The organism is Photobacterium sp. TY1-4, from assembly GCF_025398175.1.
In the GTDB taxonomy this organism is placed as follows: Bacteria; Pseudomonadota; Gammaproteobacteria; order Enterobacterales; family Vibrionaceae; genus Photobacterium.
Genome location: NZ_CP099734.1, coordinates 443612 through 468658, shown reverse-complemented (window position 1 = coordinate 468658; position 25047 = coordinate 443612). Strand labels below are relative to the sequence as shown.

17 protein-coding genes and 16 tRNA genes are annotated in these 25047 nt (G+C 56.8%); 26 read left to right on the top strand and 7 right to left on the bottom strand.

Going from position 1 to position 25047, the window contains the following annotated elements; translation table 11 throughout:
* The first annotated feature begins 70 nt into the window (after positions 1–70).
* The 10 genes from NH461_RS02295 (at position 71) to NH461_RS02250 (ending at position 2481) form a co-directional block, all read left to right on the top strand.
* Entirely contained in the window at positions 71–346 is a 276-nt protein-coding gene (locus NH461_RS02295; RefSeq protein WP_261601717.1) for an oxidative damage protection protein, read from the top strand.
* A 110-nt stretch (positions 347–456) separates the two neighbouring features.
* Positions 457–1590, top strand: a complete 1134-nt coding sequence (mltC, locus tag NH461_RS02290; protein WP_261601716.1) for a membrane-bound lytic murein transglycosylase MltC — start codon at positions 457–459, stop codon at positions 1588–1590.
* A gap of 118 nt (positions 1591–1708) precedes the next feature.
* A tRNA-Phe gene (locus tag NH461_RS02285) sits at positions 1709–1784 on the top strand.
* A 47-nt stretch (positions 1785–1831) separates the two neighbouring features.
* A tRNA-Asn gene (locus tag NH461_RS02280) sits at positions 1832–1907 on the top strand.
* Positions 1908–1916: 9 nt separating this feature from the next.
* Positions 1917–1992: transfer RNA gene (locus NH461_RS02275), tRNA-Thr, on the top strand.
* Positions 1993–1995: 3 nt separating this feature from the next.
* Positions 1996–2071: transfer RNA gene (locus NH461_RS02270), tRNA-Phe, on the top strand.
* 47 nt (positions 2072–2118) lie between these two features.
* Positions 2119–2194: transfer RNA gene (locus NH461_RS02265), tRNA-Asn, on the top strand.
* A gap of 9 nt (positions 2195–2203) precedes the next feature.
* Positions 2204–2279, top strand: a tRNA-Thr gene (locus NH461_RS02260).
* 3 nt (positions 2280–2282) lie between these two features.
* Positions 2283–2358: transfer RNA gene (locus NH461_RS02255), tRNA-Phe, on the top strand.
* Between the two features lie 47 nt (positions 2359–2405).
* Positions 2406–2481, top strand: a tRNA-Asn gene (locus NH461_RS02250).
* A 156-nt stretch (positions 2482–2637) separates the two neighbouring features.
* Here the strand turns inward: NH461_RS02250 and NH461_RS02245 are convergent.
* The 5 genes from NH461_RS02245 to NH461_RS02225 all read right to left on the bottom strand — a co-directional run bounded on the left by NH461_RS02245 (position 2638) and on the right by NH461_RS02225 (position 11291).
* Positions 2638–3198, bottom strand: a complete 561-nt coding sequence (locus NH461_RS02245) for a DUF1566 domain-containing protein (protein WP_261601715.1) — start codon at positions 3196–3198, stop codon at positions 2638–2640.
* A 10-nt stretch (positions 3199–3208) separates the two neighbouring features.
* Complete coding sequence (locus tag NH461_RS02240) at positions 3209–4651, bottom strand: DUF1566 domain-containing protein (RefSeq protein WP_261601714.1); 1443 nt, start codon at positions 4649–4651, stop codon at positions 3209–3211.
* Positions 4651–6975, bottom strand: a complete 2325-nt coding sequence (locus NH461_RS02235; RefSeq protein ID WP_261601713.1) for a proprotein convertase P-domain-containing protein — start codon at positions 6973–6975, stop codon at positions 4651–4653. The genes NH461_RS02240 and NH461_RS02235 overlap by 1 nt, the downstream gene beginning before the upstream one ends.
* A gap of 8 nt (positions 6976–6983) precedes the next feature.
* A complete protein-coding gene (locus NH461_RS02230; protein ID WP_261601712.1) occupies positions 6984–9140 on the bottom strand; it encodes a TonB-dependent hemoglobin/transferrin/lactoferrin family receptor in 2157 nt (718 codons plus the stop codon).
* Between the two features lie 96 nt (positions 9141–9236).
* A complete protein-coding gene (locus NH461_RS02225) occupies positions 9237–11291 on the bottom strand; it encodes a prolyl oligopeptidase family serine peptidase (RefSeq protein WP_261601711.1) in 2055 nt (684 codons plus the stop codon).
* A 336-nt stretch (positions 11292–11627) separates the two neighbouring features.
* Here NH461_RS02225 and NH461_RS02220 point away from each other — a divergent pair, with 336 nt between their 5' ends.
* From NH461_RS02220 to NH461_RS02175, 10 genes are all read left to right on the top strand, one after another.
* Positions 11628–12254 carry a glutathione S-transferase family protein gene (locus tag NH461_RS02220; protein WP_261601710.1) on the top strand — a complete coding sequence of 209 codons (627 nt, stop codon included), beginning with the start codon at positions 11628–11630 and terminating at the stop codon, positions 12252–12254.
* Positions 12255–12389: 135 nt separating this feature from the next.
* Positions 12390–12465 (top strand) — tRNA-Phe (locus NH461_RS02215).
* Between the two features lie 47 nt (positions 12466–12512).
* Positions 12513–12588, top strand: a tRNA-Asn gene (locus tag NH461_RS02210).
* Between the two features lie 9 nt (positions 12589–12597).
* Positions 12598–12673 (top strand) — tRNA-Thr (locus NH461_RS02205).
* 3 nt (positions 12674–12676) lie between these two features.
* Positions 12677–12752, top strand: a tRNA-Phe gene (locus NH461_RS02200).
* A 152-nt stretch (positions 12753–12904) separates the two neighbouring features.
* Positions 12905–12980: transfer RNA gene (locus NH461_RS02195), tRNA-Asn, on the top strand.
* A gap of 9 nt (positions 12981–12989) precedes the next feature.
* Positions 12990–13065, top strand: a tRNA-Thr gene (locus tag NH461_RS02190).
* A gap of 3 nt (positions 13066–13068) precedes the next feature.
* Positions 13069–13144 (top strand) — tRNA-Phe (locus tag NH461_RS02185).
* Between the two features lie 47 nt (positions 13145–13191).
* Positions 13192–13267 (top strand) — tRNA-Asn (locus tag NH461_RS02180).
* Between the two features lie 467 nt (positions 13268–13734).
* A complete protein-coding gene (locus NH461_RS02175; protein ID WP_261601709.1) occupies positions 13735–14991 on the top strand; it encodes an HD-GYP domain-containing protein in 1257 nt (418 codons plus the stop codon).
* A 47-nt stretch (positions 14992–15038) separates the two neighbouring features.
* Here NH461_RS02175 and mrcB read toward each other — a convergent pair whose 3' ends face one another.
* Both mrcB and hrpB read right to left on the bottom strand, forming a co-directional pair.
* Positions 15039–17498 (bottom strand): penicillin-binding protein 1B, encoded by a 2460-nt coding sequence (gene mrcB / locus NH461_RS02170; protein WP_261602810.1) that lies wholly within the window; start codon positions 17496–17498, stop codon positions 15039–15041.
* Between the two features lie 103 nt (positions 17499–17601).
* Positions 17602–20085 carry an ATP-dependent helicase HrpB gene (gene hrpB, locus NH461_RS02165; protein WP_261601708.1) on the bottom strand — a complete coding sequence of 828 codons (2484 nt, stop codon included), beginning with the start codon at positions 20083–20085 and terminating at the stop codon, positions 17602–17604.
* A gap of 136 nt (positions 20086–20221) precedes the next feature.
* On the opposite strand from hrpB, the gene thpR reads away from it, so the two are divergent.
* From thpR to folK, 6 genes are all read left to right on the top strand, one after another.
* The gene (thpR, locus tag NH461_RS02160) at positions 20222–20833 is read left to right on the top strand and encodes an RNA 2',3'-cyclic phosphodiesterase (RefSeq protein WP_261601707.1); all 612 of its coding nucleotides are present in this window, start codon (positions 20222–20224) and stop codon (positions 20831–20833) included.
* A complete protein-coding gene (sfsA, locus tag NH461_RS02155; protein WP_261601706.1) occupies positions 20830–21540 on the top strand; it encodes a DNA/RNA nuclease SfsA in 711 nt (236 codons plus the stop codon). Before thpR ends, sfsA begins: the two co-directional genes overlap by 4 nt.
* A gap of 129 nt (positions 21541–21669) precedes the next feature.
* The gene (gene dksA / locus NH461_RS02150; protein ID WP_261601705.1) at positions 21670–22119 is read left to right on the top strand and encodes an RNA polymerase-binding protein DksA; all 450 of its coding nucleotides are present in this window, start codon (positions 21670–21672) and stop codon (positions 22117–22119) included.
* A gap of 81 nt (positions 22120–22200) precedes the next feature.
* A complete protein-coding gene (gene gluQRS / locus NH461_RS02145) occupies positions 22201–23085 on the top strand; it encodes a tRNA glutamyl-Q(34) synthetase GluQRS (protein ID WP_261601704.1) in 885 nt (294 codons plus the stop codon).
* 55 nt (positions 23086–23140) lie between these two features.
* Complete coding sequence (gene pcnB / locus NH461_RS02140) at positions 23141–24550, top strand: polynucleotide adenylyltransferase PcnB (RefSeq protein WP_261601703.1); 1410 nt, start codon at positions 23141–23143, stop codon at positions 24548–24550.
* A complete protein-coding gene (folK, locus tag NH461_RS02135; RefSeq protein WP_261601702.1) occupies positions 24547–25032 on the top strand; it encodes a 2-amino-4-hydroxy-6-hydroxymethyldihydropteridine diphosphokinase in 486 nt (161 codons plus the stop codon). The genes pcnB and folK overlap by 4 nt, the downstream gene beginning before the upstream one ends.
* Positions 25033–25047: the final 15 nt, after the last annotated feature.

The following is a 25047-nucleotide window of genomic DNA, read 5'->3' as shown; positions in this document are numbered from 1 at the left end:
TGGCAGCCCAAGCGGCTCTCTGGTATAAATGGAGCCGTATTCATGAAGATTTAACTGAAGGAGCCACCCGATGAGCCGTACCGTATTTTGCGCCCGCCTGAAAAAAGAAGCGGATGGTCTGGATTTTCAACTGTATCCGGGCGAGCTGGGCAAGCGTATTTTCGACAACATTTCCAAAGAAGCCTGGGCTGAGTGGCAAGGCAAGCAAACCATGCTGATCAATGAAAAGAAACTGAACATGATGGATCCGGAGCACCGCAAGCTGCTGGAAACCGAAATGGTGAAGTTCCTGTTCGAAGGCCAGGATGTGGTGATCGACGGCTACACGCCGCCAAGCGAGAAATAAGCCAGCATCTCACGCTTTCCCCGCTTTCGGGTGAAAAACACTTACGCTAAGTGCCAGAAAATGACATCATTTGTGCCCAACAAGTGATGTCATTTTTCTTTCCGGGGATTATGAAAAAACGCGCCCTCATTTTATCACTGCTGATGCTTAGCGGCTGCAGCCGAGAATTTGTCGAAAATATTTACGATGTCGACTACGGCACCACCAACCGTTTTGCCAAAAACCTGGCGCCCCTACCCGGCCAGTTTACCAAAGATGCCGCCGCCTTAGACCGCCTGATGGACAGCTTCAGCGGCCAGGTGCACCGTTACTGGGGCGACGATGACAATCTGGTGGCCGGCAAACGCCAGTATGTGAAATATACCGACGGCTACCAAAGCCGGGCCCATGTCGATTTCGTTCGCGGGGTGATCGTTGTTGAAACCGTCGCCACCACCGAGCCCGAAAAGCATCTCAAAGAAGCCATCACCACCACCCTGCTGACCCCGGATGATCCGGCCGGCGTCGATCTCTACTCAGATTCGGGGATTGAATTCAACGGCAAGCCGTTTCTCTACGGTCAGGTGCTGGATCAGGATAAACAGCCGATTGAATGGTCCTGGCGGGCCAACCAGTTTGCCGATCACCTGATCGCCACCCGGCTCCAAAAACGCCAGGTCCGCTACCAGCAGGCCTACTATGTCGAGATCCCCATGGTGGCTGATCACGTCAACAAGCGAAGCTATAAGTATGCCAATATTGTCCGGGATGCCTCCCGTCGTTACGGGATCCCTGAGGATCTGATCTACGCGATCATCAAAACCGAAAGCAGTTTCAACCCGTATGCGGTGAGCCACGCCAACGCCTATGGACTGATGCAGGTGGTCCCCAACACGGCCGGGGCGGACGTATTTAAGCTCGTGAAGAACAAATCCGGTCAGCCGTCCCCGCAATACCTGTTCGATCCAGCCAGAAATATCGATACCGGCACCGCGTATTTCTATATTCTGCGCAACCGCTACCTCAAGGCCGTCCGCGATCCCCTGTCACTCCACTACAGCATGATCTCGGCTTACAACGGTGGCACCGGCGGGGTGTTGAGAACATTCCACACCGACCGCAAACGCGCTATGCAGGATCTCAACCAGTTACAACCGAATCAGGTTTACTGGGCACTGACCAACAAGCACCCCAAAGCGGAAGCGCGCCGCTATTTGCAGAAAGTGACCAAGTTCCAACAGGAATTCAATCGCGGCAAAATCTGATGAAATGACAATGAAATAGCGTAAACCTACCCGCATGTACAAAAAGCGAGCAAGCGGTCATTTTTGTGAAAAAAGAGGTTGACGCCAAGGGCGAAAAACCGTTTAATAGCGCTCCGTTGCCTCGATAGCTCAGTCGGTAGAGCAGAGGATTGAAAATCCTCGTGTCGGTGGTTCGATTCCGCCTCGAGGCACCATTTTACAATGTGGTGCTCATCACGATAGCAACACAGTAACAAACAATTCCCCCTTAGTTCAGTCGGTAGAACGGCGGACTGTTAATCCGTATGTCGCTGGTTCAAGTCCAGCAGGGGGAGCCAAATTTGTGTGCCGACTTAGCTCAGTAGGTAGAGCAACTGACTTGTAATCAGTAGGTCACCAGTTCGATTCCGGTAGTCGGCACCATTTGCCTCGATAGCTCAGTCGGTAGAGCAGAGGATTGAAAATCCTCGTGTCGGTGGTTCGATTCCGCCTCGAGGCACCATTTTACAATGTGGTGCTCATCACGATAGCAACACAGTAACAAACAATTCCCCCTTAGTTCAGTCGGTAGAACGGCGGACTGTTAATCCGTATGTCGCTGGTTCAAGTCCAGCAGGGGGAGCCAAATTTGTGTGCCGACTTAGCTCAGTAGGTAGAGCAACTGACTTGTAATCAGTAGGTCACCAGTTCGATTCCGGTAGTCGGCACCATTTGCCTCGATAGCTCAGTCGGTAGAGCAGAGGATTGAAAATCCTCGTGTCGGTGGTTCGATTCCGCCTCGAGGCACCATTTTACAATGTGGTGCTCATCACGATAGCAACACAGTAACAAACAATTCCCCCTTAGTTCAGTCGGTAGAACGGCGGACTGTTAATCCGTATGTCGCTGGTTCAAGTCCAGCAGGGGGAGCCACTTTGAAAGCCTTGTCGAAAGACGAGGCTTTTTTTATACCTGTTTTTTACTCGCAAATTTACCCGCAAACCCTCCGCCCTGCTCTCGACATCAAGGTGAAAAAAATACCGCAGTCGTGCTGCGGTATTCTCAGTGCGGTTTCAAACTACGGCGTGATCACTGGCCGTCTTTGACCAGCAACACCCCCAGCTCAACGTCTTGTGGACCAAAATGCGTTGTCATGCCGTCATTCAGACCAAAGGTCAGAATCGTCTGGCTCTGTGCATGAGGCGTTGCCGACCAGACCGTTCTGTTCATCTCCCACTTATCCGCGTCCTCCCGAAACAAGCCAGGAAACGCTTTGAGGTTCAACGCCGGAGAGATGCAGGCGACTTCACGCAGACTCACCAGCTCTTTGATATTCGGCACCCGCCAGGACTTGCCGCCGTCAGCGGTATCCTGATAGTTCAGCGCTGTTTGAAACAGCGCCTGCTTCCAGCTATACACGCTTGGCTCACCATCACACTGCTGTGTGGTCGTATTCCAGGTCATGCCCAGCAGGCATCGACGCCAGATCAGCTTGGTCTGCAGATCAGTCACCGTCCCGTTGCCATTATCCTGAAAGCGAATATCCGGGGCGCTGTTTGGCAAATCGTTGTAACAACTCTGTAGGCTTGCGGCGGCATTGCCGGCCATCAACACAGAGCAAGTCACGGCAAGTAGTGCTTTTTTCAACATCTTAGATCCCTTATTCTGCAACCATACGGAGTGTTAATGCGTTTGGAGAATCACACGCCTGCCCTTGCGCACATAGCGCGTAATAAGCCGTGATTTCCCCCAACCCGGTCCCGTCCTTGACGGTCATTTGGGTCAGGTGAGCAATCGCTTGGCCGGAGGTATAACCCGGGTCAGTCCGCAGCAAAGTCGATGACCAGTAATAGCCGTAGGCCAAATCCGGATGGCCTATGTATTGATCGTTAAAGTACTTCGCCGGCAGACCATAGGTATTTCCGGCCTCGTCTGTGGCGCTTTCCCCAAAGTCCAGCAGGTCAAACTGCTCGTTCATCGTCGGGACCCGCCAGTTGGTTTTGCCGCAATAGCCGGACGTATTGAGCTTGTTGGCATATTCCAGAGTGGTACAAACACCAACGCCATCGGTCTGGCAGGACGCCAGGGCCAGATCATCGGCATGAGGCTTGAGCGTCTCGCTTTCATAGGCAAACAGGCGGTGTTTATCGCGGTAAGATGCCGGATCATCCGCCTTCACTTCCCAGATCAACCCCGTGCGCTCATCTTTCACACAGTCCCAGGTTGTGCTGTCCTCAGCCAACGGCGTCCCGGTCGCATCCAGTTTGGTTAGCTTGAATCCGCCGTCCGTCACATCCAGGCCGTAGCTGGCATCCTGACCCGGTGCATCCGGATCAGCTTGGGTATCCATCCCGCCGGCAGCCAGGTTCAGGTGTTGCGTCAGACCGGTATCGTTGAGTGGCTTATAGGCGACTTTGCCAAGCGCCTGCATATGTTCCAGTTGGCTTTTTTCCAGCGTACCGTCAAGAATATCCTGACCGTAAAGCTTGAGGCCCCGGGCCATCCCGGCCACCACTTGCCCGTAAGACAGGTCGCTTCCAGCCAGTGCCGTCAGGGTCTGAAGTATTTGCAAATCCATTTTAGCCAGAGCAGCCTGGTTGCTGTCGTGCATAATATCCGCTGGCAGTGCCAACCCCAGTGCCTTCAGGTTTGCCGTCACCGTCGCTACGGCAATTTCCCGGCTGGAGCCGATCAGCATCTCCCCGACCACCAACGTTGTAATACCGTTGATCAGGGTATGGGCGTTATCCATCGCAGCCGGCGCTGCCAGAAGCACTTCAGCATTCGCGCCGGATTTGGTCACGGCGGACAGGCTTGCCTTCACCACCAAAGGAGATGTGGTCACCCGGATATCCGGACTGGAGAGCGTAAAACGATATTGCTCGGCATTGAGCGCAGGCTCATTGCTGCCACACGCCCAGTCACGGTTGATATCGGCGCAAACCGTATACGGGACCTGCACCGCCGTTGAAGTCACTTCACCGGAAACGTCATAGTTTAAAAAGCTGGCATCATTTGTTGCCGAATCCGAGCTGGAACTGTTACAGCCGCTCAGGGCAACCGTCAGCGCAACCGGCAGCATCGCAAGTTGAAACTTTCTCATCAGGCTATCTCTATTGTATTAATGTGATTTGATTTGCGTCTGAAGACGCCGATGACCAAACCGGCCAACAGGCTGAGCCATCCGGCAGCGCCACCGGATGATCCTGAATCTCCCGCCGAACCATCGGGTTGACTCGTGGTCGGTGTTACCGGCGTATCCTGGTGTTCGCCGCACTGATAACCGGTCACATGGCCGATCCCCCAACGATGTAGCTGACCACTCGACCCGACAACCCGGTCAGTGATCTCAAGGATCCAGTTCCCCGCCAGCGGCTCTCCGCGCAATGTCGCCAGCTTGGGCGTATTGGCCAGGGTCAGGGTATGGCTAAAGTCAGATAGCGGATGATCCTGGTAATCCATCAGGCTCACACCAGCACCGGAAGGCGCCCGTAGCACCACTTTCAGCTCAGCAAACCGCGGATGGCTCAGAGACAGGTGCACCGCAAAGTCATCGTCCACGACTCCGCTTGCATCCCCGGCTTTAAACGCGGACAAGGATTCACCCAGAACTATTCTGCTCTCATCGATTTGTCGGGCATCAGCCAGAGGACGGGCTGATTGTTGCAGCGGCAGTGAGAGCACCGGCTGACCGTAGGTGAAGGTCAGTTGCTGCTGGCTGTACTGCGCACGTTGGCTGGCATCATGGCGGACTTCAACGCCAGCCGTCATCTCGAAGCGCTCCCCGCACTGCAGGGTCGAAGGCTGCGGCAATTCTGCTTGAATGGACTGTTGCGCGCCTGCGGCAATGGATTCCTGACTGATCACCCGGTGCCAGCCGACAGCTGGGATTGCCAACTCGGCCCGGTAACTCTCCAATGGCTGATCGGTGGTGTTGACCAGGGTTGCTGTCAGAGTTGCGGCCTGGGCTTCAGATTGCACTGTCGGGAGCGTCACTGCCGAATCATGCTGGGCCAGCACCACAACATCACGCAAAATCCCATGCTGCTTAAATCGTGCGGCTAACAGGCGGGCATAATCCTTATTCGGATACAGGCGCTGCGCGGCATCAACGGTTGAGCGCGCCAGATCAGACATTTTCATGCCGAAACCCATCCCGGCCATCCCTTCCAGCACGATCCGGTTGAATTCGTCAAATGCGCCGTTGCCATAAATCGCCACGCCCTGCTTCAGAGTCTGGAACAACGGCGTCGACCACAACTGATCGCTCAGCGTCCCGTAAACAGAGACATGAGCCCGGTAGTCCATCTCCGGGTAATAGCGGGCTTCGGTGTCATTGAGCGAGCGCATCGACTTATTCGCCCCGGCAGCCCCGTCCCAGTTGGCAAACACATCCAGTTCAAAGGGAGTGCTGCGATCGCGCTGCACCCAGAAGCTGTATGCCCCGGCCCAGTAGTCACCGAATCCTTCGCCGATGGCCTCGCTGTCGCCCCCCTTCCAGTCCGGCACCAGCTTGTCGTTGATCGCATGGCCAAACTCATGCAGCACGACATCGGCATCTTCACTATCCGGTACCCCGCCGACGCCCATCGCCAGCATCCCGACATCGCTCAGGTAGGTGGAGTTGTTGGTGCTTTGACCCTGGGCATCAATTCTCAGCGGGACAGTGAACAGGGCTTTATCGGCGACAAACCCCAATTGTTCGAGATACTGCAATGCATGATCTAAGTGATAGAAGGCGTTCACATCGCGAAACGCAGACTCCTGGCGGGTAAAATCAAACCCGTCCCCGGCCTGTACGGTGACCACCCCCTGCTGCGGCCCCAGATCCAGCGCATGCATCTCGGTAAAGTCCACCGCGACCACCCGCGAATTGGCCAGATAGAGCTGGCCGTCACTGCGGGTGACATCAACTCCGGAAACACGCTGGTAAGCTTCAGCCGGAATGGTGATTTCAGCGACATTGCTGTGCTCACCTTCAATGGACCAGCCGACGGCGGTACGTGGATCCGGATCGAATACCTGCATCTGAGTTTGAACAACCTCACCGGCAGGCGGCACCGCCAGCCGGTGAGCACGCGGCGGCAGCGGCTGATTCAGGGAGCAGGACGCCGGATTGTCCACCAGCGTATGAAACACCCTATGCAGCACGCCATCCTGATCCGTGGTCACCACAACCGCGCCTTCACAAGGCTGGCCGTCTGTATTCTGCTGCACGAAGTTATAGTGGGTCCCCAGCAAGCTATGACGGGTATAGCGGTGGACCAAAGTCTCGGTATGCGGATAGCGGGACTGCACATAAGCTTTCGCTTCTGCCACAGAGCCAATCGCCGGCATCTGCTGAGGATAATCCAGGTGCGGCGCCGCAACGGACGGCGCAGCGACAACGGCAGCGACCAGAGAAGCCGCCAGATTCAATCGGTTCATGACGCCCCCTAGAAGCTGTATTTGGCGTTGATATTGAAGTAACGGCCCGGCTGGCTAGAGAAGGTCGTATCCTTGGCGGCAACGCCGGCGACATCCTGGTAACGGGTGTAGTCCCGATCCAGTAGGTTATGAACCGCTAAATTGATGCGAAAATCAGGTGTCACGAAATAGCCCGCGCCCAGATCCACCGTCAGCCAGCCGGATGTTTCGGCACAGGTCTGTTCCATCCCCAAATCGCCGTAGCAGGTCGGTACCCGATCCATCGCCCCGGCATAGTTGGCGCGAACAAAGCCGTCCCACTCCTCGGCCTTGTAGTCCAGTTGGGTGTTGCCTTCCAGCGGCGTGAGCGCGCGAATTTCCTCACCCTGCTCATCTTCACCGTCGACAATCCCCAGCTTGCTGCTGATCGCCAGCGAGTCGGTCAACGCATAGCGGACCGTCAGCTCGGCGCCGTAGGTTTTGACCCCGTTCAGGTTCTGGTATTGCACCATGGCATGTTGGTTGGCATCGTCCCAGCCCACCACTTGTTCATCAATGAAGTCATCAAAGACGGAGTAAAACAGGGCACCATAGACCGCCAGTCGGCCATCATCGTATTTGCTGCCCAGCTCGACATTGTCACTGGTTTCTGCATCCAGCTCCGGGTTCGGCAGGATCACAAAGCTGCCCAAATCGCCGTTCAGGTGCGGCACGAAACCATAAGCCTTGGCATAGGATGGCGCCCGGAAGCCGTGGGTATAGCTCAGATAGGTATTGAGCGCATCGGTCCACTGGTAAGCCAGCGACAGGCTTGGCGAGACTTCACTGTGATCGGCAGTTTCCAGCGTATAACTGCCCAACGCTTCCGTGCCGATCGAATCTGCGCCGCCCGGACTCAGGCGCTGGTAGTCAACCCGCAATCCGGGCGTCAGATTCCAGCGGCCCCAAGCAATATCGTCATGCACATACACACCAAAACGTTCCGTGGTTGCTTCGGCAAACGGCGCCGATTCGGTGCGCTGCTCACCGTTCCAGTCGATGATCTGCTTTTCCACCGGGCGCTCATGCCGGGTCGACTCCAGTGTCATCCCCCAGGCGAACGTATGGTTGGCACTTCCCAGGGAGACCTGCTTTTGCATCTCGGCAGAGCCGCCCATCAGCGCATCGCGGAACTGGCGGCTGTCAATCTGACGACGCTTAAACAATAGAGATTCCTGTACCCGCACCATTGCGACCCGTAAATCACTGTCATTTTCTGTCAGGCGGTAATACAGGTTGAAATCGGCCTGATCGGCCAACATCCCAGCCCCTTCCCATGCCGCACCGACGCGGGATTCCAGGGTCGTGACCTGGCCTTGCTCATGAAAACCTTTTGCCATCCAACCTTTGCCATCCTGCTGGATCGGTGGCTGGCCTTCCTCGCGCAACGCCTCCTGCTGGTAATAGCTGAGTTTGCCCTTCAGCATCCACTGCGGGCTGACAAACCATTCGCTGGTCAGTGCCGCCTGAAAGCCGTCCACATCACGCAGGTAAAGTGATTCGTCATGGTTTTTCGACTCATTCCCTGCCCAGTAACTCAGGCGCAGCAGGTGATCGGCATCGCCGAAGCGCTGCGCCGTCGTCAAGGTCGTCCGGTATTTGTCACTGATCCCGGCATAGCCGCCTTCAATGCCCCAGTAACTGTCGCGTTGCCCCAGATAATCGCTTGGCGCTTTCGAGGTCAGCACCACCACCCCACCGACCGCACCCGAACCATAAAGGGACGAGCCGGCGCCTTTGACGACTTCAACCTGTTTAACATCCCCCAGGTCGAAACTGTTATGACCGGCCACATCATTGAGATCATCGGCGCCATACCCGTCCGCCACGCGCACGCCGTCTTTGATCACCGCAACCCGGTTACCGCTCATCCCGCGGATCGTAATATTCTGTGGCCGCCCGGCCCCGCCGGAAACGCTGATCCCCGGCTCATGATTGAGGGCATCGTACAGCTCAGTTGCGCCTTCCCGGGCCATCGCTTCACTGGTGATCACCGCCACCGAGCCATTGGTCTCAGACAGCGGCTTCTCTATCTTGTTGGCTGTGACAACAATGGTCGAAATCGCGGTCACATCTTCGGCAACAGCGCTGTGGCTGCTCAGGCCAAATAAAGACAAAAAAGCCAATGGCACGGGCTTTAATTGCATGGTCGGTTCTCCGGAACAATGGGATGAAAGACAAATTTCAGCATGACGGATCCCTGCCGGCGGCCTGGCAGCCGGCAAGATCATCACAAATTCGGGTTATCGGGTATCGGTATGGCGCAGCGAAGCAGCCTGGCGGAGTAAGAAAGCATACTCCCGGGCCTGCTGCTGCTGGGCCTGGCGAGCATCCTGACGATGGCCGCCCTGCATATCGGTCTGCAACAGATAGGGGCCGGTGTCGACACTCAGGTCACGCACTTTGGCCACCCACTTTGCCGGCTCCCAGTAAGGCACCTGGCTGTCGTATAGTCCGGCCGTCACCAGCATCGGCGGATAAGCTTGGCGGGCAATATTATCAACCGGGCTATAAGCGGCCATCACGGCACGCTGCGCCGGATCGCTCGGATCGCCCCATTCGGCATATTCCTGGCGGGTCAGCGGCAGCGTCGGATCAGACATGGTCGCGACCACATCAACGAATGGGACTTGCAGTACTGCGGCACTAAACAGCGCCGGCTGTTGATTGAGCGCCGTCGCCACCAGCGTGCCGCCGGCACTGCCGCCGATAGCCAGCAACGGACGATTTTTTCCGCCCCGGTATTGCTTCAGGGTTTGCGCCACGGCGAGGTAGTCCGCGAAGGCGTTAGGTTTGTTCATCCCTTTGCCCTGCTCGTACCAGGCCGGACCGAGATAGCCGCCACCGCGCACGTGGGCAATAGCGTATATCATGCCGCGATCAAGCAGGCTCAGTACCTGAGACATGAAGTAAGGTCGCATCGGTGTGCCGTAAGCGCCGTAGCCATACAGCACCACCGGGGAATGTGCCGTCAGTTGATCCGGCCGGTATACCAGGGACACCGGCACCGAGACACCATCATGCAGGACCTGGATCTGCTCGCTGCGATACAGCTGCGGCTCAATATTCTGATAGCGGTCTTCGCCCAGTACGCTCATCTCGAACGTTTCGAGATCCAGCGCCAGCCACTGCGGCGGCTGCGCCATCGACATCCGGCGGATCCGGACCGACTGGCCATAGCGACTACTGTTACCGGACAACCAGGCAACCCCACCGGACGGCGTGATGGTTTGCTGGTACAGCGTCTTCCCCTGATAGTTCAGCACGACCAGATCGCTGTGCTGCTGTCGGGTCACTTCCAATACAATGTGCTGCGGATACAGCAGCCAGTTTTTCAAATGCTGCGTCGGCGGTGTCTGCCAGATGGCCTGCCAGGGCTGGTTCGGTTCGGTAAGCACGGCCTGATAGAGCGCAAAGTCGCCGTCGAGGTTGCTCGACAGATACAGAGTGTCATGACGGACATCGGCGTAATACTCCACCCCGGGTTCCCGCGCCCGGATCATGCCCGGCCCGCGACCGGTATTGCGGTCCACCAGATGTTGTTCACTGCTGTTGTGATTGTTACTCTGGATCAGCACATACTGGCCTGACGTCGACGGATAAATCGACACCATCCAAGCCAGATCGGCTTCCCGGAACAGCTCTTGCGTGCTGTCAGTTGACCACATCCATCGCAGTACCCGGTGAGGACGATAGGTATTCGCCTCATTGCCGACCACATACAGACTCTGGCTGTCGTTGCTCCACACCAGATCCGTGGCAACGCCCGGCAGTACCGCCGGCTGCGCTTTGCCCGAGTCCAGCGCTATCACAGAAATTTGATAGTTGCGATCGCCCCGGCGATCTTCGGCCAGTGCAACCCAGCGATGGTCCGGACTGATCTGCCAGTTGCCCAACGAATAGTAAGCCGCGCCCTCGCGACGCGTGCTCAGATCCAGCACCACAGCTTCAGCCTGGGTTTGGGCATTTTGCCGGATCAGCTGCTGGCCCGATGCATCGACGCGATAATTAAACTCACCCTGCAGCCGCCACGGCTGCGCAGTTGATTGTCGGCTGCGCGACTGCCACTCAGACAGCAAGGTTTGCTCCAGCGGTTGTTGAGCCGCTAACTGTGACTCCGTGCGCTGATTTTCCTGCTGCAGGAAATTCAACACGACCGCTGACTGGCGGGTGTCATCCCGCAGCCACTGATAAGACGGGTCGGCCGGGTTTGGATTTGTCGCGTTGCCCGCCAAAGCAGCCGGAGCAACCAGAGCGCTCAATACACAACAAATAATGCCAACCCAACTGCGTCTCATGATGCACCCACAACGTCAAAGAATCTCAAGACAGGGCAAAGCACTTCCTTCCCTGCAATTTTGCGGCACATCATGCACCCGCAATGTAATGAGATCAATTCTCAGTTTCATTCGCATTAAAATAATAACTCTAAACAAGATCCAGATCACAGTATTTCATGGAACTTCTCTCAACCATCAACCTTGAACAACATGGAAACAGCTGAAATCACGCTCAGCATGTGCAACGAAAAGCATTTTAATCGCCAGCCTAAAACAGGAGAACACGCCGGACTTAGCTCCTTCGGAGGTTATTGACTAAGGTTAATCACACAGTCAACATTCAAGGATGACGGTATGATAACGCTGTACGGATACCCCCGAACCCGCTCCCTGCGGGTGTCATGGCTCCTGGAGGAACTGGGGCTGGAATGGGAATACCAGCTGGTCGACTTCAATAGCGGCGAGCACCGCTCCCCCGGATTCCTCGCCATCAACCCCAGTGGCAAAGTTCCCTGCCTGAAAGATGATAAAACGTTCGTAACAGAATCAGCGGCCATCTGCTTCTATCTGGCAGAGAAATATGGTCAGCACTGGCTCCCGAAACCAGGCACCCCGGAGTCCGCGGCACACCATGAATGGATCAGCTTCACGATCACCGAATTGGAACAACCGCTGTGGACATTGGGAAAACACCGCTTCGCGCTACCGGAAAAAATTCGCTTGCCGGAAATGCTCTCGGTCGCAGCCTGGGAATTTAAAAAAGCAGTCCAAGTGACAGATGCCCGCTGTCCTCAGGACACATACCTGCTCGGCAATTTCCCCACGGTCGCTGATATCTTACTGACGCACACGCTGAACTGGGCGGTGAAATTCGACCAGAAAATCCCGGATAAATTGGAAAAATACCGCCAGTTCGTCAATCGCCGACCGGCACTGGCCCGGGCCCTGGCCCTTGAACAACAAGCGCTCAACCACCCCTGAATCATCGCAATGAACTGCAGGCCAAACGTGCAAAGTTCAAAAACCGAGCGATCAGCCTAAAAAAAGCTGTTTTGGCCTGTTTTCACTAAAAAAGCATTGACGCAATGGTCCAAAACCGATTTAATGCGCCCCGTTGCCTCGATAGCTCAGTCGGTAGAGCAGAGGATTGAAAATCCTCGTGTCGGTGGTTCGATTCCGCCTCGAGGCACCATTTTAAAATGTGGTGCTCATTACGATAGCAACACAGTAACAAACAATTCCCCCTTAGTTCAGTCGGTAGAACGGCGGACTGTTAATCCGTATGTCGCTGGTTCAAGTCCAGCAGGGGGAGCCAAATTTGTGTGCCGACTTAGCTCAGTAGGTAGAGCAACTGACTTGTAATCAGTAGGTCACCAGTTCGATTCCGGTAGTCGGCACCATTTGCCTCGATAGCTCAGTCGGTAGAGCAGAGGATTGAAAATCCTCGTGTCGGTGGTTCGATTCCGCCTCGAGGCACCATTTTACAATGTGGTGCTTAGCACGATAGCCAAACCGTTTGTGATTGCTTCGCAATCATGTGTCGGTCCCTGGCCGGGCGCGGTCGATTCCGCCCTCGAGGCACCATTTTAAAATGTGGTGCTCATCACGATAGCAACACAGTAGCAAACAATTCCCCCTTAGTTCAGTCGGTAGAACGGCGGACTGTTAATCCGTATGTCGCTGGTTCAAGTCCAGCAGGGGGAGCCAAATTTGTGTGCCGACTTAGCTCAGTAGGTAGAGCAACTGACTTGTAATCAGTAGGTCACCAGTTCGATTCCGGTAGTCGGCACCATTTGCCTCGATAGCTCAGTCGGTAGAGCAGAGGATTGAAAATCCTCGTGTCGGTGGTTCGATTCCGCCTCGAGGCACCATTTTACAATGTGGTGCTTAGCACGATAGCAACACAGTAACAAACAATTCCCCCTTAGTTCAGTCGGTAGAACGGCGGACTGTTAATCCGTATGTCGCTGGTTCAAGTCCAGCAGGGGGAGCCACTTTAAAGCCTTGTCGAAAGACGAGGCTTTTTTATACCGGCTGTTCACGCTGCGCGTCTTTTTCACCGATATCAAATGTCGCTGGCGGGAGGCCGCCCCGTCCAAGTCCAAGTCCAAGTCCAAGTCCAAGTCCAAGTCCAAGTCCAGCAGGGTGAACCACTATAGAAGCCTTGTCGCGTGTTCGGAGGCTTATTCAGCCCCTCAATTGCCTTACCAAACGCGGGGGCTGGACGCCCCATCCTCGAAAATCTTGCCTGACCTTCATCAACTTTCCGGGAAAAATCGGGCGAGTACCCACTGCGTGGCATATTGGGAGGCTGATTGATATAGTTTACAATAAAATATTGCCATCCGGATTGCTGACGCCACAACCAGATCCACATCTGGCCGTATCAGGGAAGAGGACAATGTGTCGAGCGGGGCAAATTCGTGTACAAGTATAAAAAGACAGGCTGCGCTGAATAACAATGGCAAGCATCAAACTCTCGGTAGAGCGTTTAACCGAAGGGCTGTATATCAAGCTCCCCTTGCAGTGGACTGATCATCCTTTTCTACTGAATCATTTCAAAATTAAAGATCATCAACAAATTCGCCTGATTAAGAATCTCGGGGTGAAGTTTGTTTATCTGATCCCGGAAAAAAGCGACACCAAGCCGCTGGATCCGGAGACGCCGGTCGAGGCACTCACGGAAGACGAAAGTCAGTTCCTCGACAGGCAGGCTGAAAAGCTGTGGCAGGAAAAACAGTCCCGGATCACCCGTTTAAAAAACTATAAACGTAAGCTGCAGCGGTGCGAAAAAAGCTTCAACCGCTCCATGTCCCAATTGCGCGCCATTGTCGGAAAGATCAAAAGCCGCCCGGTCACGGCCATCCAGGAAGCCGAGCTGCTGGTTGAGGAAATGGTCGATGCGCTGATGGAGAGCGACAATCTCGCCCTGCACCTGATGAATGACAGTCAGGAGTCGGAAGACATCTACTTCCATTCCCTGAACGTGGCCATCATGTCGATGATGCTGGCAAAATCCAGCGGGATGCCGGCGGAAGATATCAAAGCAATCGCGCTGGGTGCGCTGTTCCACGATATGGGGAAGCTCAAGGTTCCGACGGCGATTACCCGCAAGACCACGCCGCTCACCGAGCCGGAAGACAATTATCTCAAGCTGCATACCAGATACAGCCTGGATTTGGCCAACCTGGCCGAAGATTTTCCGGAATCTGCCAAGCCGATTTTAAGCCAGCACCATGAGCTGCTTGATGGCAACGGTTACCCCTATCAGTTGCCGGGTGACAAGATCGATCTCAAAGCCCAGCTGGTTGCGGTCGTCAATGCTTACGATAACCTGTGCCATCCGCAGGACCCGTCAAAGTCCCGGATCCCGTACAGTGCCCTCTCCTACCTGTTCAAGAACAAAAAAGAACAATACAACAACGATTTCCTGGCGCTGCTCATTCGTCTGCTGGGCGTTTACCCGCCCGGTAGTGTGGTGCAGCTGTCCAACCAGCAACTCGGGCTGGTGATCTCGGTGAACTCCGAGAGCCTGCTGTTTCCGAATGTCCTGCTCTATGATCCGACCGTCCCCTCCAACGAGGCCCCGATCCTGGAACTGGAAGACAGTGATCTGCGGATCGAGCGTGCGATTGCGCCCAGCAAGCTGCCGGAAAAAGTCTATACCTATCTCAATCCTCGGATCCGGATTTCTTACTACTTTGAGCCGGATGACTAATTGGGTATAACAAAACGCCGCATGTCTGCGGCGTTTTGTTTACTGGTTTACTGGCCAAACATATTCCGGATCCACCCGGCCGGTTGCTTCTGGCTGCAGTGGGCTTTGAGCAAGCCGTCTTTATCCCAGACCGGCAGCGACTGCTGGCCCGCACAATCTAAGCTCAGGGTTCCGTTTGGCAAGCGGTTGTACTTCATCGTCGTCAGCTTTTGCGGCCAGGCAAGACGCAGCGGCTCCGGCTGGCGACGCTTGAGATAGTCGTTGTACAACCGGAGTGCCCCGGCCGATCCCGTCAGGTTCACCGATTGGTTATCATCCCGGCCAACCCAAACCGTCACCACTTCGCGCCCGTCTGCACCGACATACCAACTATCGCGGTTGTTGTCCGTAGTCCCGGTTTTCCCGGCCAGCGCCGCCCAGCCAAAGGTTGGCTGCAAAAAGCGTGCGGTGCCCTGGCTGACCACATTTTTCATCCCGTAGGTCGTCAGCCAGGCCGCCTGCTCCGGCACCACCTGTGCCGCTTTCGGATAGCTCTGGTACAAGCGCTGGCCCTGCTGATCAACCACCGAGCGTAACGCCGTCAGCTCGGCCTTACGGCCGCCGCTGGTCACCGTCTGATACATCTGCGTCACCTCAAACGGCGTCAGGGTAAAGGCACCCAGCAAAATCGACGGCAGCTTCGGAACTTCATCCCGCGAGACGCCCAACTGCACCATGGTATCGATCACCGGACCCAGGCCCACGCTCAGGCCCAGATTGACGGTCGGCACATTGAGGGATTTCGCCAGGGCGTAGTACAACGGGACTTCCCCCCGGAACCGACGGTCATAATTTCGCGGCTTCCAGGCACTGCCCCGGTTGCCTTTGAGCGCAATCGGTTTGTCGTCGATGGTGGTTGCCAGAGAAAACTTCTCCGGCTGGCGCAACGCAGCCAGGTACACCGCCGGTTTCACCAGCGAGCCGATCTGGCGGCGGCCGTCCAGCGCTCGGTTAAAGCCGGCATACCCCGGCCGACTGCCGCCGACCATGGCCCGGATTTCACCACTGCGGCGATCCACGGCCACCAGTGCGGTCTCGACCGAAACCCCGGCTTTTTTCTCCAGCAGCGGCACCTGGGCCATCACTGCCAGCTCGGCCTCCTGCTGCGACAACGGATCTAAGGTACTGAACACCCGCAGCCCGATACCCGGGGTAAAGCGCTCCCCGACTTTCTGCTTCAACTCCCGCTGCAACTGCTGGAAGTAAGCCGGCTGGCGGCTGGCAATTTGCGGCTTGCTCTGAATATCCAGCGGCCGGGATGCGGCCTGCTCATACTGCGCGCCGCTGAGAATACCGTTGTCCATCATCAGGCGCAGGACCAGATCCCGCCGTTGTTTCGCCCGCTCCGGATTGCGCCAGGGATTGTAATACGACGGCCCTTTGGCCAACGCCACCAGCAAGGCTTGCTGGTCGATCCGCAGCTCCTGCAACGGTCGGCCGAAATACAACCGGGCACCCAGCCCGAAACCATGGACTTCCTTGCCGCCTTCTTGCCCCAGGTAGATCTCGTTGAGATATGCTTCCAGAATACGGTCTTTGCTATAGCGATAATCGATGATCAGGGCGATATACGCCTCGCTGATCTTACGCAGCAGGGTCCGCTCCCGGGTCAGGAAAATATTCTTCGCCAATTGCTGGGTTAAAGTACTGCCCCCCTGCACTGTCCGACCGGCTTGCAGGTTCACCACCAGCGCCCGGACAATCGCCAGTGGCGAGACGCCCTCATGATGATAAAAATCGCGATCTTCTGTCACCAGCAGGGCATCCACCAACACTTCCGGAAACCGCTCCCGCGGCAGGAAGATCCGCTGCTCACCTTCTTTCGTTCCCAGCATCCCCAGCATTTTCGGCTCAATCCGGATATAGCCCAGCGGACGCTCACGACTCATGTCCTCGATACGCTGCAGAGTATTGTCTGAGAACGTCAGCATGATGTGGCGCTCTCCCTCATGGCCGTCTTCGAACTCGAACGGCCGGCGGATCAGCTCAATCCGGCTTGAAGAGGCAGAATACTCCCCGATCCGCTGCGGATTACGCACCTTGTGGTATTGCAGCAGATCCAGCTCCCGCTTGACCTCATCAATGGTGACAGGCTGATCCGGCTGCAGGGTCAGCACCCGGCCGTACACCACGGCCGGCAAGTTCCACAGCTGGCCGTCGAACTTATCGCGCACCACTTTATCGAGATAAATTCCAGCTACCAGCAGCACCGCCAGCACCACGACCGCCACTTTCAGGCCAAAGCCCAGGAGCCAACGCAGCCATCCCGGAAGCCGCGGCGACGGCTTCCCGGCTTTTTTCCGGGGTTTGCGGGTGCGGCTGGTATTGGCCGCCTTTTTCACCGGTGCTTTTTTCCGTGTGGCCGCAGGCTTTTTCGCACCCGGTTTTGGTCCCGGCTTTTTGGCTCCCGGCTTTTTGGCTCCCGGCTTCTGCGGCGCCGCAGCACCCACGTGCTGGGTTATCTTCATCTTCACAACGTTTCCCGAATTCTGTCCCTGCCGGCTCCTTGGTCCGTCCCGGCACGGCAATCAAATTTGCCTGACTGATCCCCTCAGGCGACCAGCCAGCCAATCACATATACTTTTTGGTTTTTCTGGTCGGCGCATGGGTGGCCGGATCGTCCGGCCAGACGTGCTTAGGATAGCGCCCCTTCATCTCTTTCTGCACCTCCCGATATGAGCCCTGCCAGAACGCCGCCAAATCCTGAGTGATCTGCAACGGCCGCTGGGCCGGGGACAACAGCTCCAGCACCAGGGCAACCTTGCCGTAGGCGATCCGCGGCGAGGTCTGCTCGCCGAACATTTCCTGCATTCGAACCGCCAGCGCCGGCTGCTGCCCGAGCTGATAGCGGATCGGATAACGCGAACCGGTCGGTACCTGATAATGGGTCGGCAAGGCTTCGTTGAGCGCTTTGGCATTCTCCCAACCCAGCCGCGCCTCCAGCGCCGCCACCAAGTCCAATTTTTCAATCATCTTGAGCCGGGTCATCCCGCTCATAAACGGCAACAGCCACTGTTCGGCTTCGGCAAGCAAGGTGGCTTCATCCATGGCCGGAAGGGCCAGCTCAGGCAACCAATCCGCCGCGCACCGGGCCCGTACCAGCAGACTTTCCGCTCGCGCATCCCACGGCAGCACTTTCAGCCCCTTGCGGACAATGGCATTGAGCAGTGCTTCGCTGGCCCGGCCCGGATCCGGCTCTGCCAGGACGGTGCGTTTGAGCACCAGCTGACCACAGCACAAGTGCTGCTCGGCCGCCAGCCGCCCTTTTTTGTCATCCCAGTCGAGCCACTCCCGCTCGGTAAACAGGTGCGGCAACTCAGCCTGCAGCTGCTCAGGATCGGCTGCAATGGCGGTAAAGATCCGGCTGTCACCCTGACGGGTTTTGACGATATCCGCCACCACCAGCATCGCCGCATCAGCCAGCGGCTCATCCGGTGACAACATCGCCCCCTGGCCGTTGGCCAGCTGGTAGCGCCCGTCCCGTCCCCGTGACAGCGCAATGCGATCCGGATTACCCGCTGCCATCAGCGGTGCAATCCAGGCCGCAGCGACTTGCAGCGGCGCCGATGTCGCCGCGCCGGACTCTGCAGTGGCAATTTTCTGCAAGTGCTGCCGGGCCCGTTGCAAATAAGCCTTGGCCCGCGGCAGTTTGCCGCTCTCCAGCAGGCTAAGCTGAAAATGCAGATCCGGATTGTTGATCCCCCGCGGCGGCTCTTCCAGCAGCGCCACCAGCAAGGCCGCGGTCATCTGTGCCGCCCGCCCTTTTTCGCGGGCCAGCAATAAGATCGCGCCATGACGGGGATCGGTGCCCAGACGTTGGACTTGCTGGCCGGCTTCGGTCAACTGATGACGCGACGTCAACGCGCCCAGATCCTGCAGCAGGCGGCGAGACTGAGCCAGGGCCGGCGCCGGTGGCGTATCCAGCCAGCGCAAATCCGCAGCCTCCAGACAGCCCCATTGGGCCAGCTCCAGCGCCAGGGAGGTCAGGTCCGCGCGCAAAATTTCCGGCTGCGGCGTGGCCGGCTGACGGCTCAGCATCTCTTCACTATACAAACGCAAACACACCCCCGGCGCCAGACGCCCGGCCCGCCCGGCGCGCTGCTCGGCCGACGAGCGCGCAATTCGGGCCAGCTCCAGCCGGCTGATCCCGGTTTTCGGATCCCACAGCGCCACCCGCTCCAGACCGCAGTCGACCACGATCCGGATCCCTTCAATGGTCAGACTGGTTTCGGCAATATTGGTCGCAATCACCACCTTACGCTGACCGGCCGGTGCCGGAGTGATTGCCTGCTGCTGCGCCGCGCTGCTGAGCTGGCCAAACAGCGGGCAGACCAGCACTTCCGGCCCTACCCGCTCGGTCAGTTGTTCAGCCAGTTGCCGGATTTCCCCGGCCCCCGGCAGAAATACCAGGATCGATCCCGGCTCACTGGCCAGCAGCCGGCTCACCGCCTGAGCGGCGGTCTCAATCAGCTGATACGGATCGCGCACCGGCTGATAACGGTGCTCGACCGGATAGCAACGCCCTTCCGATTCGAGAGACGTCGCTTCCGGCAGTAGCGCGATCAGCGCTTCCTGATCCAACGTGGCCGACATCACCAGCAATTTCAGGTCGTCCCGCAAGGCTTCCTGCACTTCCAGTGCCAGCGCCAATGCGGTGTCGGCATGAATACTGCGCTCATGAAACTCATCAAAGATCAGCAATTCAATGCCGCTGAGCTCCGGATCCTGCTGCAGCATCCGGGTCATCACCCCTTCAGTGACAACTTCCAGCCGGGTCGCGGCGCTCACCTTGGTCTCGCCCCGTACCCGCAGCCCCACCGTCTGCCCGACCGACTCGCCAAGCTGGGCCGCCAGGTACGACGCAATATTGCGAGCCGCCAGACGACGCGGCTCCAGCATCACAATCCGCCCGCGAACCGCAGCCTCCTGCAACAACGCCAGCGGCAGCCGGGTCGACTTACCGGCCCCGGGCGGCGCCTTGAGGATCAATTGAGAGGAAACACGAAGCTGGGCAAGCAGCGAGGGCAGGACGGTATCAATCGGCAGCTGTGACAATGTAAAAACCTTGTGTCATATTCAAACGAAGCTGCAGATGATTGTACAAGAAAGTTGGCGGCCAGACTGAACAAAAATCGCCCGGTGGCCGAACCCGCCGCAACCACCCGCCAACGCCGCTGCTCAGGAGATGCCTATGCCTCACACGATATCCGAAACCGACACCCGGATCCCATCGGCCCCGGAAAGGCTGTTCTTTGCCCTGCCCTTAGATATCCCGGCGGAAAACAGCAGTGCCTTTCATCAACTCAGGCAACTGCTCCAAATGATGCCCGGAGAAGGACGGCCGGTGCCTGCGGCCAACCTGCACCTGACGCTGGCTTTTCTCGGCAACGTGAGCGCCGCGCAAAAAACGCAGCTGTGCCAGCTGGCCGATCCACTCGAAGAATCGGCATTTACCCTCACCACCACCGCGCTGAAATACCAAAAGCGCAGCCGTCTGATCTGGCTGAGCTGTACGCTACCGGCGCCGCTCGCGCAGCTCGCCGAAAACCTCAAGGCCATCGCCGAGCAGGTCGGTTTGCCCCAGGAAACGCGGCCTTATTCCCCGCATATCACTTTGTTGAAACACCTGCGCGCCCGACCGGATGCCCTGCCGGAAATCCCGCCGTTGGCGTTTCACATCCGCCACTTTGGCCTGTATATTTCAGAGCTGTTCAATAGCCCCCGGGGGGGCGGGGTCCACTACCGTTGTCTGAAACAGTGGCCGCTCACCCCGGCTCCACCGGACCACCAGGAAATGCCATGAAATTTGATCCGCCGTTGCAGGCCGCCCAGCTCATCAAACGCTACAAACGCTTTCTGACTGACATCGAACTTCCTGACGGGGAAATCCGTACCATCCACTGTGCCAACACCGGGGCAATGACCGGCTGCGCCGAGCCCGGCAGCACGGTGTGGTACTCCACCTCTGACAATCCCAAACGCAAATATCCCAACAGCTGGGAGCTGACCCATACCCCGGACGGCCACTGGATTTGCGTCAACACCGCCCGCGCTAACCGCCTGGTTGAAGAGGCGATAAACCGGGATATCATCACAGAATTACAAGGCTATTCGTCACTGCGGACAGAAGTGAAGTATGGTAGTGAAAACAGCAGGATAGATATCCTGTTGACTGCTGATGACAAACCGCCGTGCTATATTGAAGTGAAAAGCGTCACCCTGCTGCAACACGGACAAGGTTTTTTCCCCGACGCTGTCACCACTCGGGGCCAGAAACATTTGCGGGAGTTGATTGAAGTGGCACAAAGCGGAAACCGAGCCATACTTTTTTTTGCAATTTTGCATTCGGGGATTGAAAACGTAGCCGCGGCGCACCATATAGACCCGGTCTACCATCAGTTAATTCAGCAAGCAGAACAGGCAGGCGTTGAGATCATCGGTTACAAAGCGGTATTGAACCCGGATGAGCTCTACTTAAGCAACCGCATAGATTTCCATCAACCGCTGTGAAAAATGATGCTTTCTTCACATTGGTATAAAATTGAAGATATGCAGCAATTGCCACAAATAACCCTTTCTGCTATAGATACCGCCCAAAATTAACCAGTGACGGTTATTAGGTATATTAGGAGATGCTATATGCCAGAGAGCAACGTTAAGAAATCGCTAGGCATCCTGGCTATTGCTGGGGTTGAGCCTTATCAGGAAAAAGCCGGCGAAGAATATATGGGTGAAGCTCAGCTAGAGCACTTCCGCAAAATTCTTGAAGCCTGGCGTAACCAACTTCGTGAAGAAGTTGGCCGTACGGTGAACCACATGCAGGATGAAGCCGCAAACTTTCCTGATCCTGTGGATCGCGCTGCACAGGAAGAAGAGTTCAGCCTTGAACTACGTAACCGTGACCGCGAACGCAAGTTGATCAAGAAGATTGAAAAGACGCTTCAACGTATTGAAGATGACGACTTTGGCTTCTGTGATTCTTGCGGTGTCGAGATCGGGATCCGTCGCCTGGAAGCGCGCCCGACTGCCGAGCTGTGCATCGACTGCAAAACACTGGCTGAAATCAAAGAAAAGCAGATGGCCGGTTAATCCGACCAGGACATGATCTGCGACAGTAATACCGAAGGGGGAGCGGCAAGCTCCCTCTTTCCTTTTTCTGATGATCGGTTTATGAGCTTAAGCACTCCTTATATCGGCCGCTTTGCCCCGTCGCCATCCGGCCCACTTCACTTCGGCTCCCTGGTCGCTGCCCTCGGCAGCTACCTGCAAGCCCAATCCCGGCAAGGCCGCTGGCTGGTCCGGATGGAAGATCTCGACCCTCCCCGGGAAATGCCCGGTGCCGCCGATGATATCTTGCGAACTTTAGAGGCCTACGGCTTCGAGTGGGATGGTCCGGTGATGTACCAGAGCCAGCGCCACGACGCCTATCAAGCCCAAATCGACGCCTGGTTGCACAGCGGTGCTGCTTATTATTGCCGCTGTACCCGCAAGGAAATCAAAGCTGCCGGGGGATTTTACCCGGGAACCTGCCGAAGCCGTCACCACAGTGCTGAAAACAGTGCCGTCCGGTTGCGGGTCGATACCCCGATCACCCATTTCCATGATATCCTCCACGGCCGGATTGACATCCCGCCAGCCCTGGCACAGGAAGATTTCATTATTCATCGCCGGGACGGGCTCTATGCCTACAACCTCGCCGTGGTGTTGGATGATATTGCCCAAGGCGTCACCGAAGTGGTACGCGGGGCCGATCTGATTGACCCGACCGGCCGCCAAATCGGACTCTACCGTCAGTTGGGCCAGCCGGAAGTCAGCTACCTTCACTTGCCCCTGGCGGTCAGCGAAAACGGCAATAAGTTGTCGAAGCAGAACCATGCACCGGCGATTGACAAGCACAATCCGGTCCCGGCCCTGGTTCAGGCCATGGCATTTTTGGGAATGGCACCGCCTGCCGAACTGGCAGCCAGCAGCCTGGATACAATCCTGCGCTGGGGATGTCAGAACTGGCACGTTGAAAAACTGCCACAAACCACAGCCATCACGCTGGCATTCTAAAATGCCCGGCCGTGATATATCATATGCGGCTGTCTATAACATCCGAGCCACATAAATGAGGTGTATTATCTTTAATCGAGTAGCCAGCTTTTGCCGTAAGGTATTGAATCGACAAAGCAGTACTCATGCTACCGAGGACTTGACCTTGCAAATTTATCAACGCCAAGAGCACGGTATTTCCCGTAAAGATATCAGCGAAAACGCGCTGAAGGTACTTTATCGTCTCAACAAGGCCGGTTATGACGCTTATCTGGTTGGCGGCGGCGTCCGCGATCTGTTACTGAATCAAACGCCGAAAGATTTCGATATCGCCACCAATGCCACCCCGGAAGAGATCAAAAAACTCTTTCGCAACTGTCGCCTGATCGGCCGGCGTTTCCGCCTGGCGCATATTCTGTTTGGCCGCGATGTCATCGAAGTTGCCACCTTCCGTGGCCACCATGCTGACACCAAGCCATCCGGCAATATCAAGCAACAGGTTGCAGCCCAGAACAACGAAGGCATGCTGCTGCGTGACAATGTCTACGGCACCATCGATGAAGATGCCGAGCGCCGCGACTTCACCATCAACGCCCTGTACTACAACATCAAAGACTTCACGGTCTGCGACTATGCCAACGGGGTGCCGGACCTGGAAGATCGGATCATCCGCCTGATCGGCGATCCGGAAACCCGCTACCGCGAAGATCCGGTCCGGATGCTGCGTGCCGTTCGCTTTGCCGCCAAGCTGGACATGGACATCGAGCCGAACACCGCCGAGCCGATCCAGCGTTTGTCGAGTCTGCTGCAGGATATTCCGCCGGCACGTCTGTTTGAAGAAAGCCTCAAGCTGCTGCAATCAGGCAACGGCTTGGCGACCTATAAACTGCTGCGCGAATACAACCTGTTCCAGCAACTGTTCCCGATCCTGGCTGAACACTTCACGGAAGATCACAGTAGCCCGACCGAGAAAATGCTGGAGCATATCCTGGCTGCGACTGATGCCCGCATCGCCGAAGAAAAACGGGTCAACCCAGCCTTCATGTACGCTGCGATGCTGTGGTATCCGATGACCACCCGTGCCGAAGAAATCTCGGTCACCGGTGGCCTGTCCTACTACGACGCCTTTATGGTGGCGGCCAACGATATTCTGGATGAGCAGGTGAAAACCATTGCCATCCCACGCCGCTTTACCACCACCGCACGGGACATCTGGCAACAACAGCTGCGCTTTAGCCGTCGCAGCGGCAAGCGTTCCTTTAAAATGCTGGAACATCCGAAATTCCGTGCGGCATACGACTTTTTGGAAATGCGCGGTCAGTTTGAAGGCAAAGACGTTGCCACACTGGCAGCCTGGTGGCGCGATTTCCAGTCGGCAGATCGCACCCAGCGCGGCAACATGGTGCAACAACTGAACGAGGGCACCGGCCAGCGTCGCCGCCGCCGTCCGCCGCGCCGTAAAAAACCACAAGTGAAATCATCATGATCCGGGCTTATATCGCCATCGGCAGTAACCTGGGCAACCCGGTCGGGCAAGCCCGTGAAGCGATGGCGGCCTTAAGCGCCGTCCCGGGAATTGACGTGGTCGCCGAGTCCTCGCTCTACAGCAGTACACCGATGGGGCCGCAGAACCAGCCGGATTACATCAACGCTGTCGTCGCCGTCGACACCACGCTGACGCCGCTTGAACTGCTGGATCAAACCCAAGCGATCGAACTGGCCCATGGCCGGGTTCGCAAAGCCGAGCGCTGGGGGCCGCGTACCCTGGATCTCGATATCATCCTGTATGGCGATCTGACCCATGAGTGTGAGCGGCTGACCGTCCCGCACTACGGCATGAAGGTGCGGGAATTTGTCCTGTACCCGCTGGCAGAGATCGCCCCGGATTTAATCCTGCCGGATCAGAGCGCACTGCAAACGCTGCTGACTCAGGTAGACCGCAATGGCCTTGCCATCTGGCACGACTAGCCGCCGCGATAGGGA

Excerpts from the sequence above, each read along its gene's own strand:
- NH461_RS02295 (WP_261601717.1), top strand. The coding sequence starts at position 71 with ATGAGCCGTACCGTATTTTGCGCCCGCCTGAAAAAAGAAGCGGATGGT.
- NH461_RS02230 (WP_261601712.1), bottom strand. The coding sequence starts at position 9,140 with ATGCAATTAAAGCCCGTGCCATTGGCTTTTTTGTCTTTATTTGGCCTG.
- dksA (WP_261601705.1), top strand. The coding sequence starts at position 21,670 with ATGCCAGAGAGCAACGTTAAGAAATCGCTAGGCATCCTGGCTATTGCT.
- pcnB (WP_261601703.1), top strand. The coding sequence starts at position 23,141 with ATGAGGTGTATTATCTTTAATCGAGTAGCCAGCTTTTGCCGTAAGGTA.
- gluQRS (WP_261601704.1), top strand. The coding sequence starts at position 22,201 with ATGAGCTTAAGCACTCCTTATATCGGCCGCTTTGCCCCGTCGCCATCC.
- thpR (WP_261601707.1), top strand. The coding sequence starts at position 20,222 with ATGCCTCACACGATATCCGAAACCGACACCCGGATCCCATCGGCCCCG.
- NH461_RS02225 (WP_261601711.1), bottom strand. The coding sequence starts at position 11,291 with ATGAGACGCAGTTGGGTTGGCATTATTTGTTGTGTATTGAGCGCTCTG.
- NH461_RS02245 (WP_261601715.1), bottom strand. The coding sequence starts at position 3,198 with ATGTTGAAAAAAGCACTACTTGCCGTGACTTGCTCTGTGTTGATGGCC.
- NH461_RS02220 (WP_261601710.1), top strand. The coding sequence starts at position 11,628 with ATGATAACGCTGTACGGATACCCCCGAACCCGCTCCCTGCGGGTGTCA.
- mrcB (WP_261602810.1), bottom strand. The coding sequence starts at position 17,498 with ATGAAGATAACCCAGCACGTGGGTGCTGCGGCGCCGCAGAAGCCGGGA.
- mltC (WP_261601716.1), top strand. The coding sequence starts at position 457 with ATGAAAAAACGCGCCCTCATTTTATCACTGCTGATGCTTAGCGGCTGC.
- folK (WP_261601702.1), top strand. The coding sequence starts at position 24,547 with ATGATCCGGGCTTATATCGCCATCGGCAGTAACCTGGGCAACCCGGTC.
- NH461_RS02235 (WP_261601713.1), bottom strand. The coding sequence starts at position 6,975 with ATGAACCGATTGAATCTGGCGGCTTCTCTGGTCGCTGCCGTTGTCGCT.
- sfsA (WP_261601706.1), top strand. The coding sequence starts at position 20,830 with ATGAAATTTGATCCGCCGTTGCAGGCCGCCCAGCTCATCAAACGCTAC.
- NH461_RS02175 (WP_261601709.1), top strand. The coding sequence starts at position 13,735 with ATGGCAAGCATCAAACTCTCGGTAGAGCGTTTAACCGAAGGGCTGTAT.
- NH461_RS02240 (WP_261601714.1), bottom strand. The coding sequence starts at position 4,651 with ATGAGAAAGTTTCAACTTGCGATGCTGCCGGTTGCGCTGACGGTTGCC.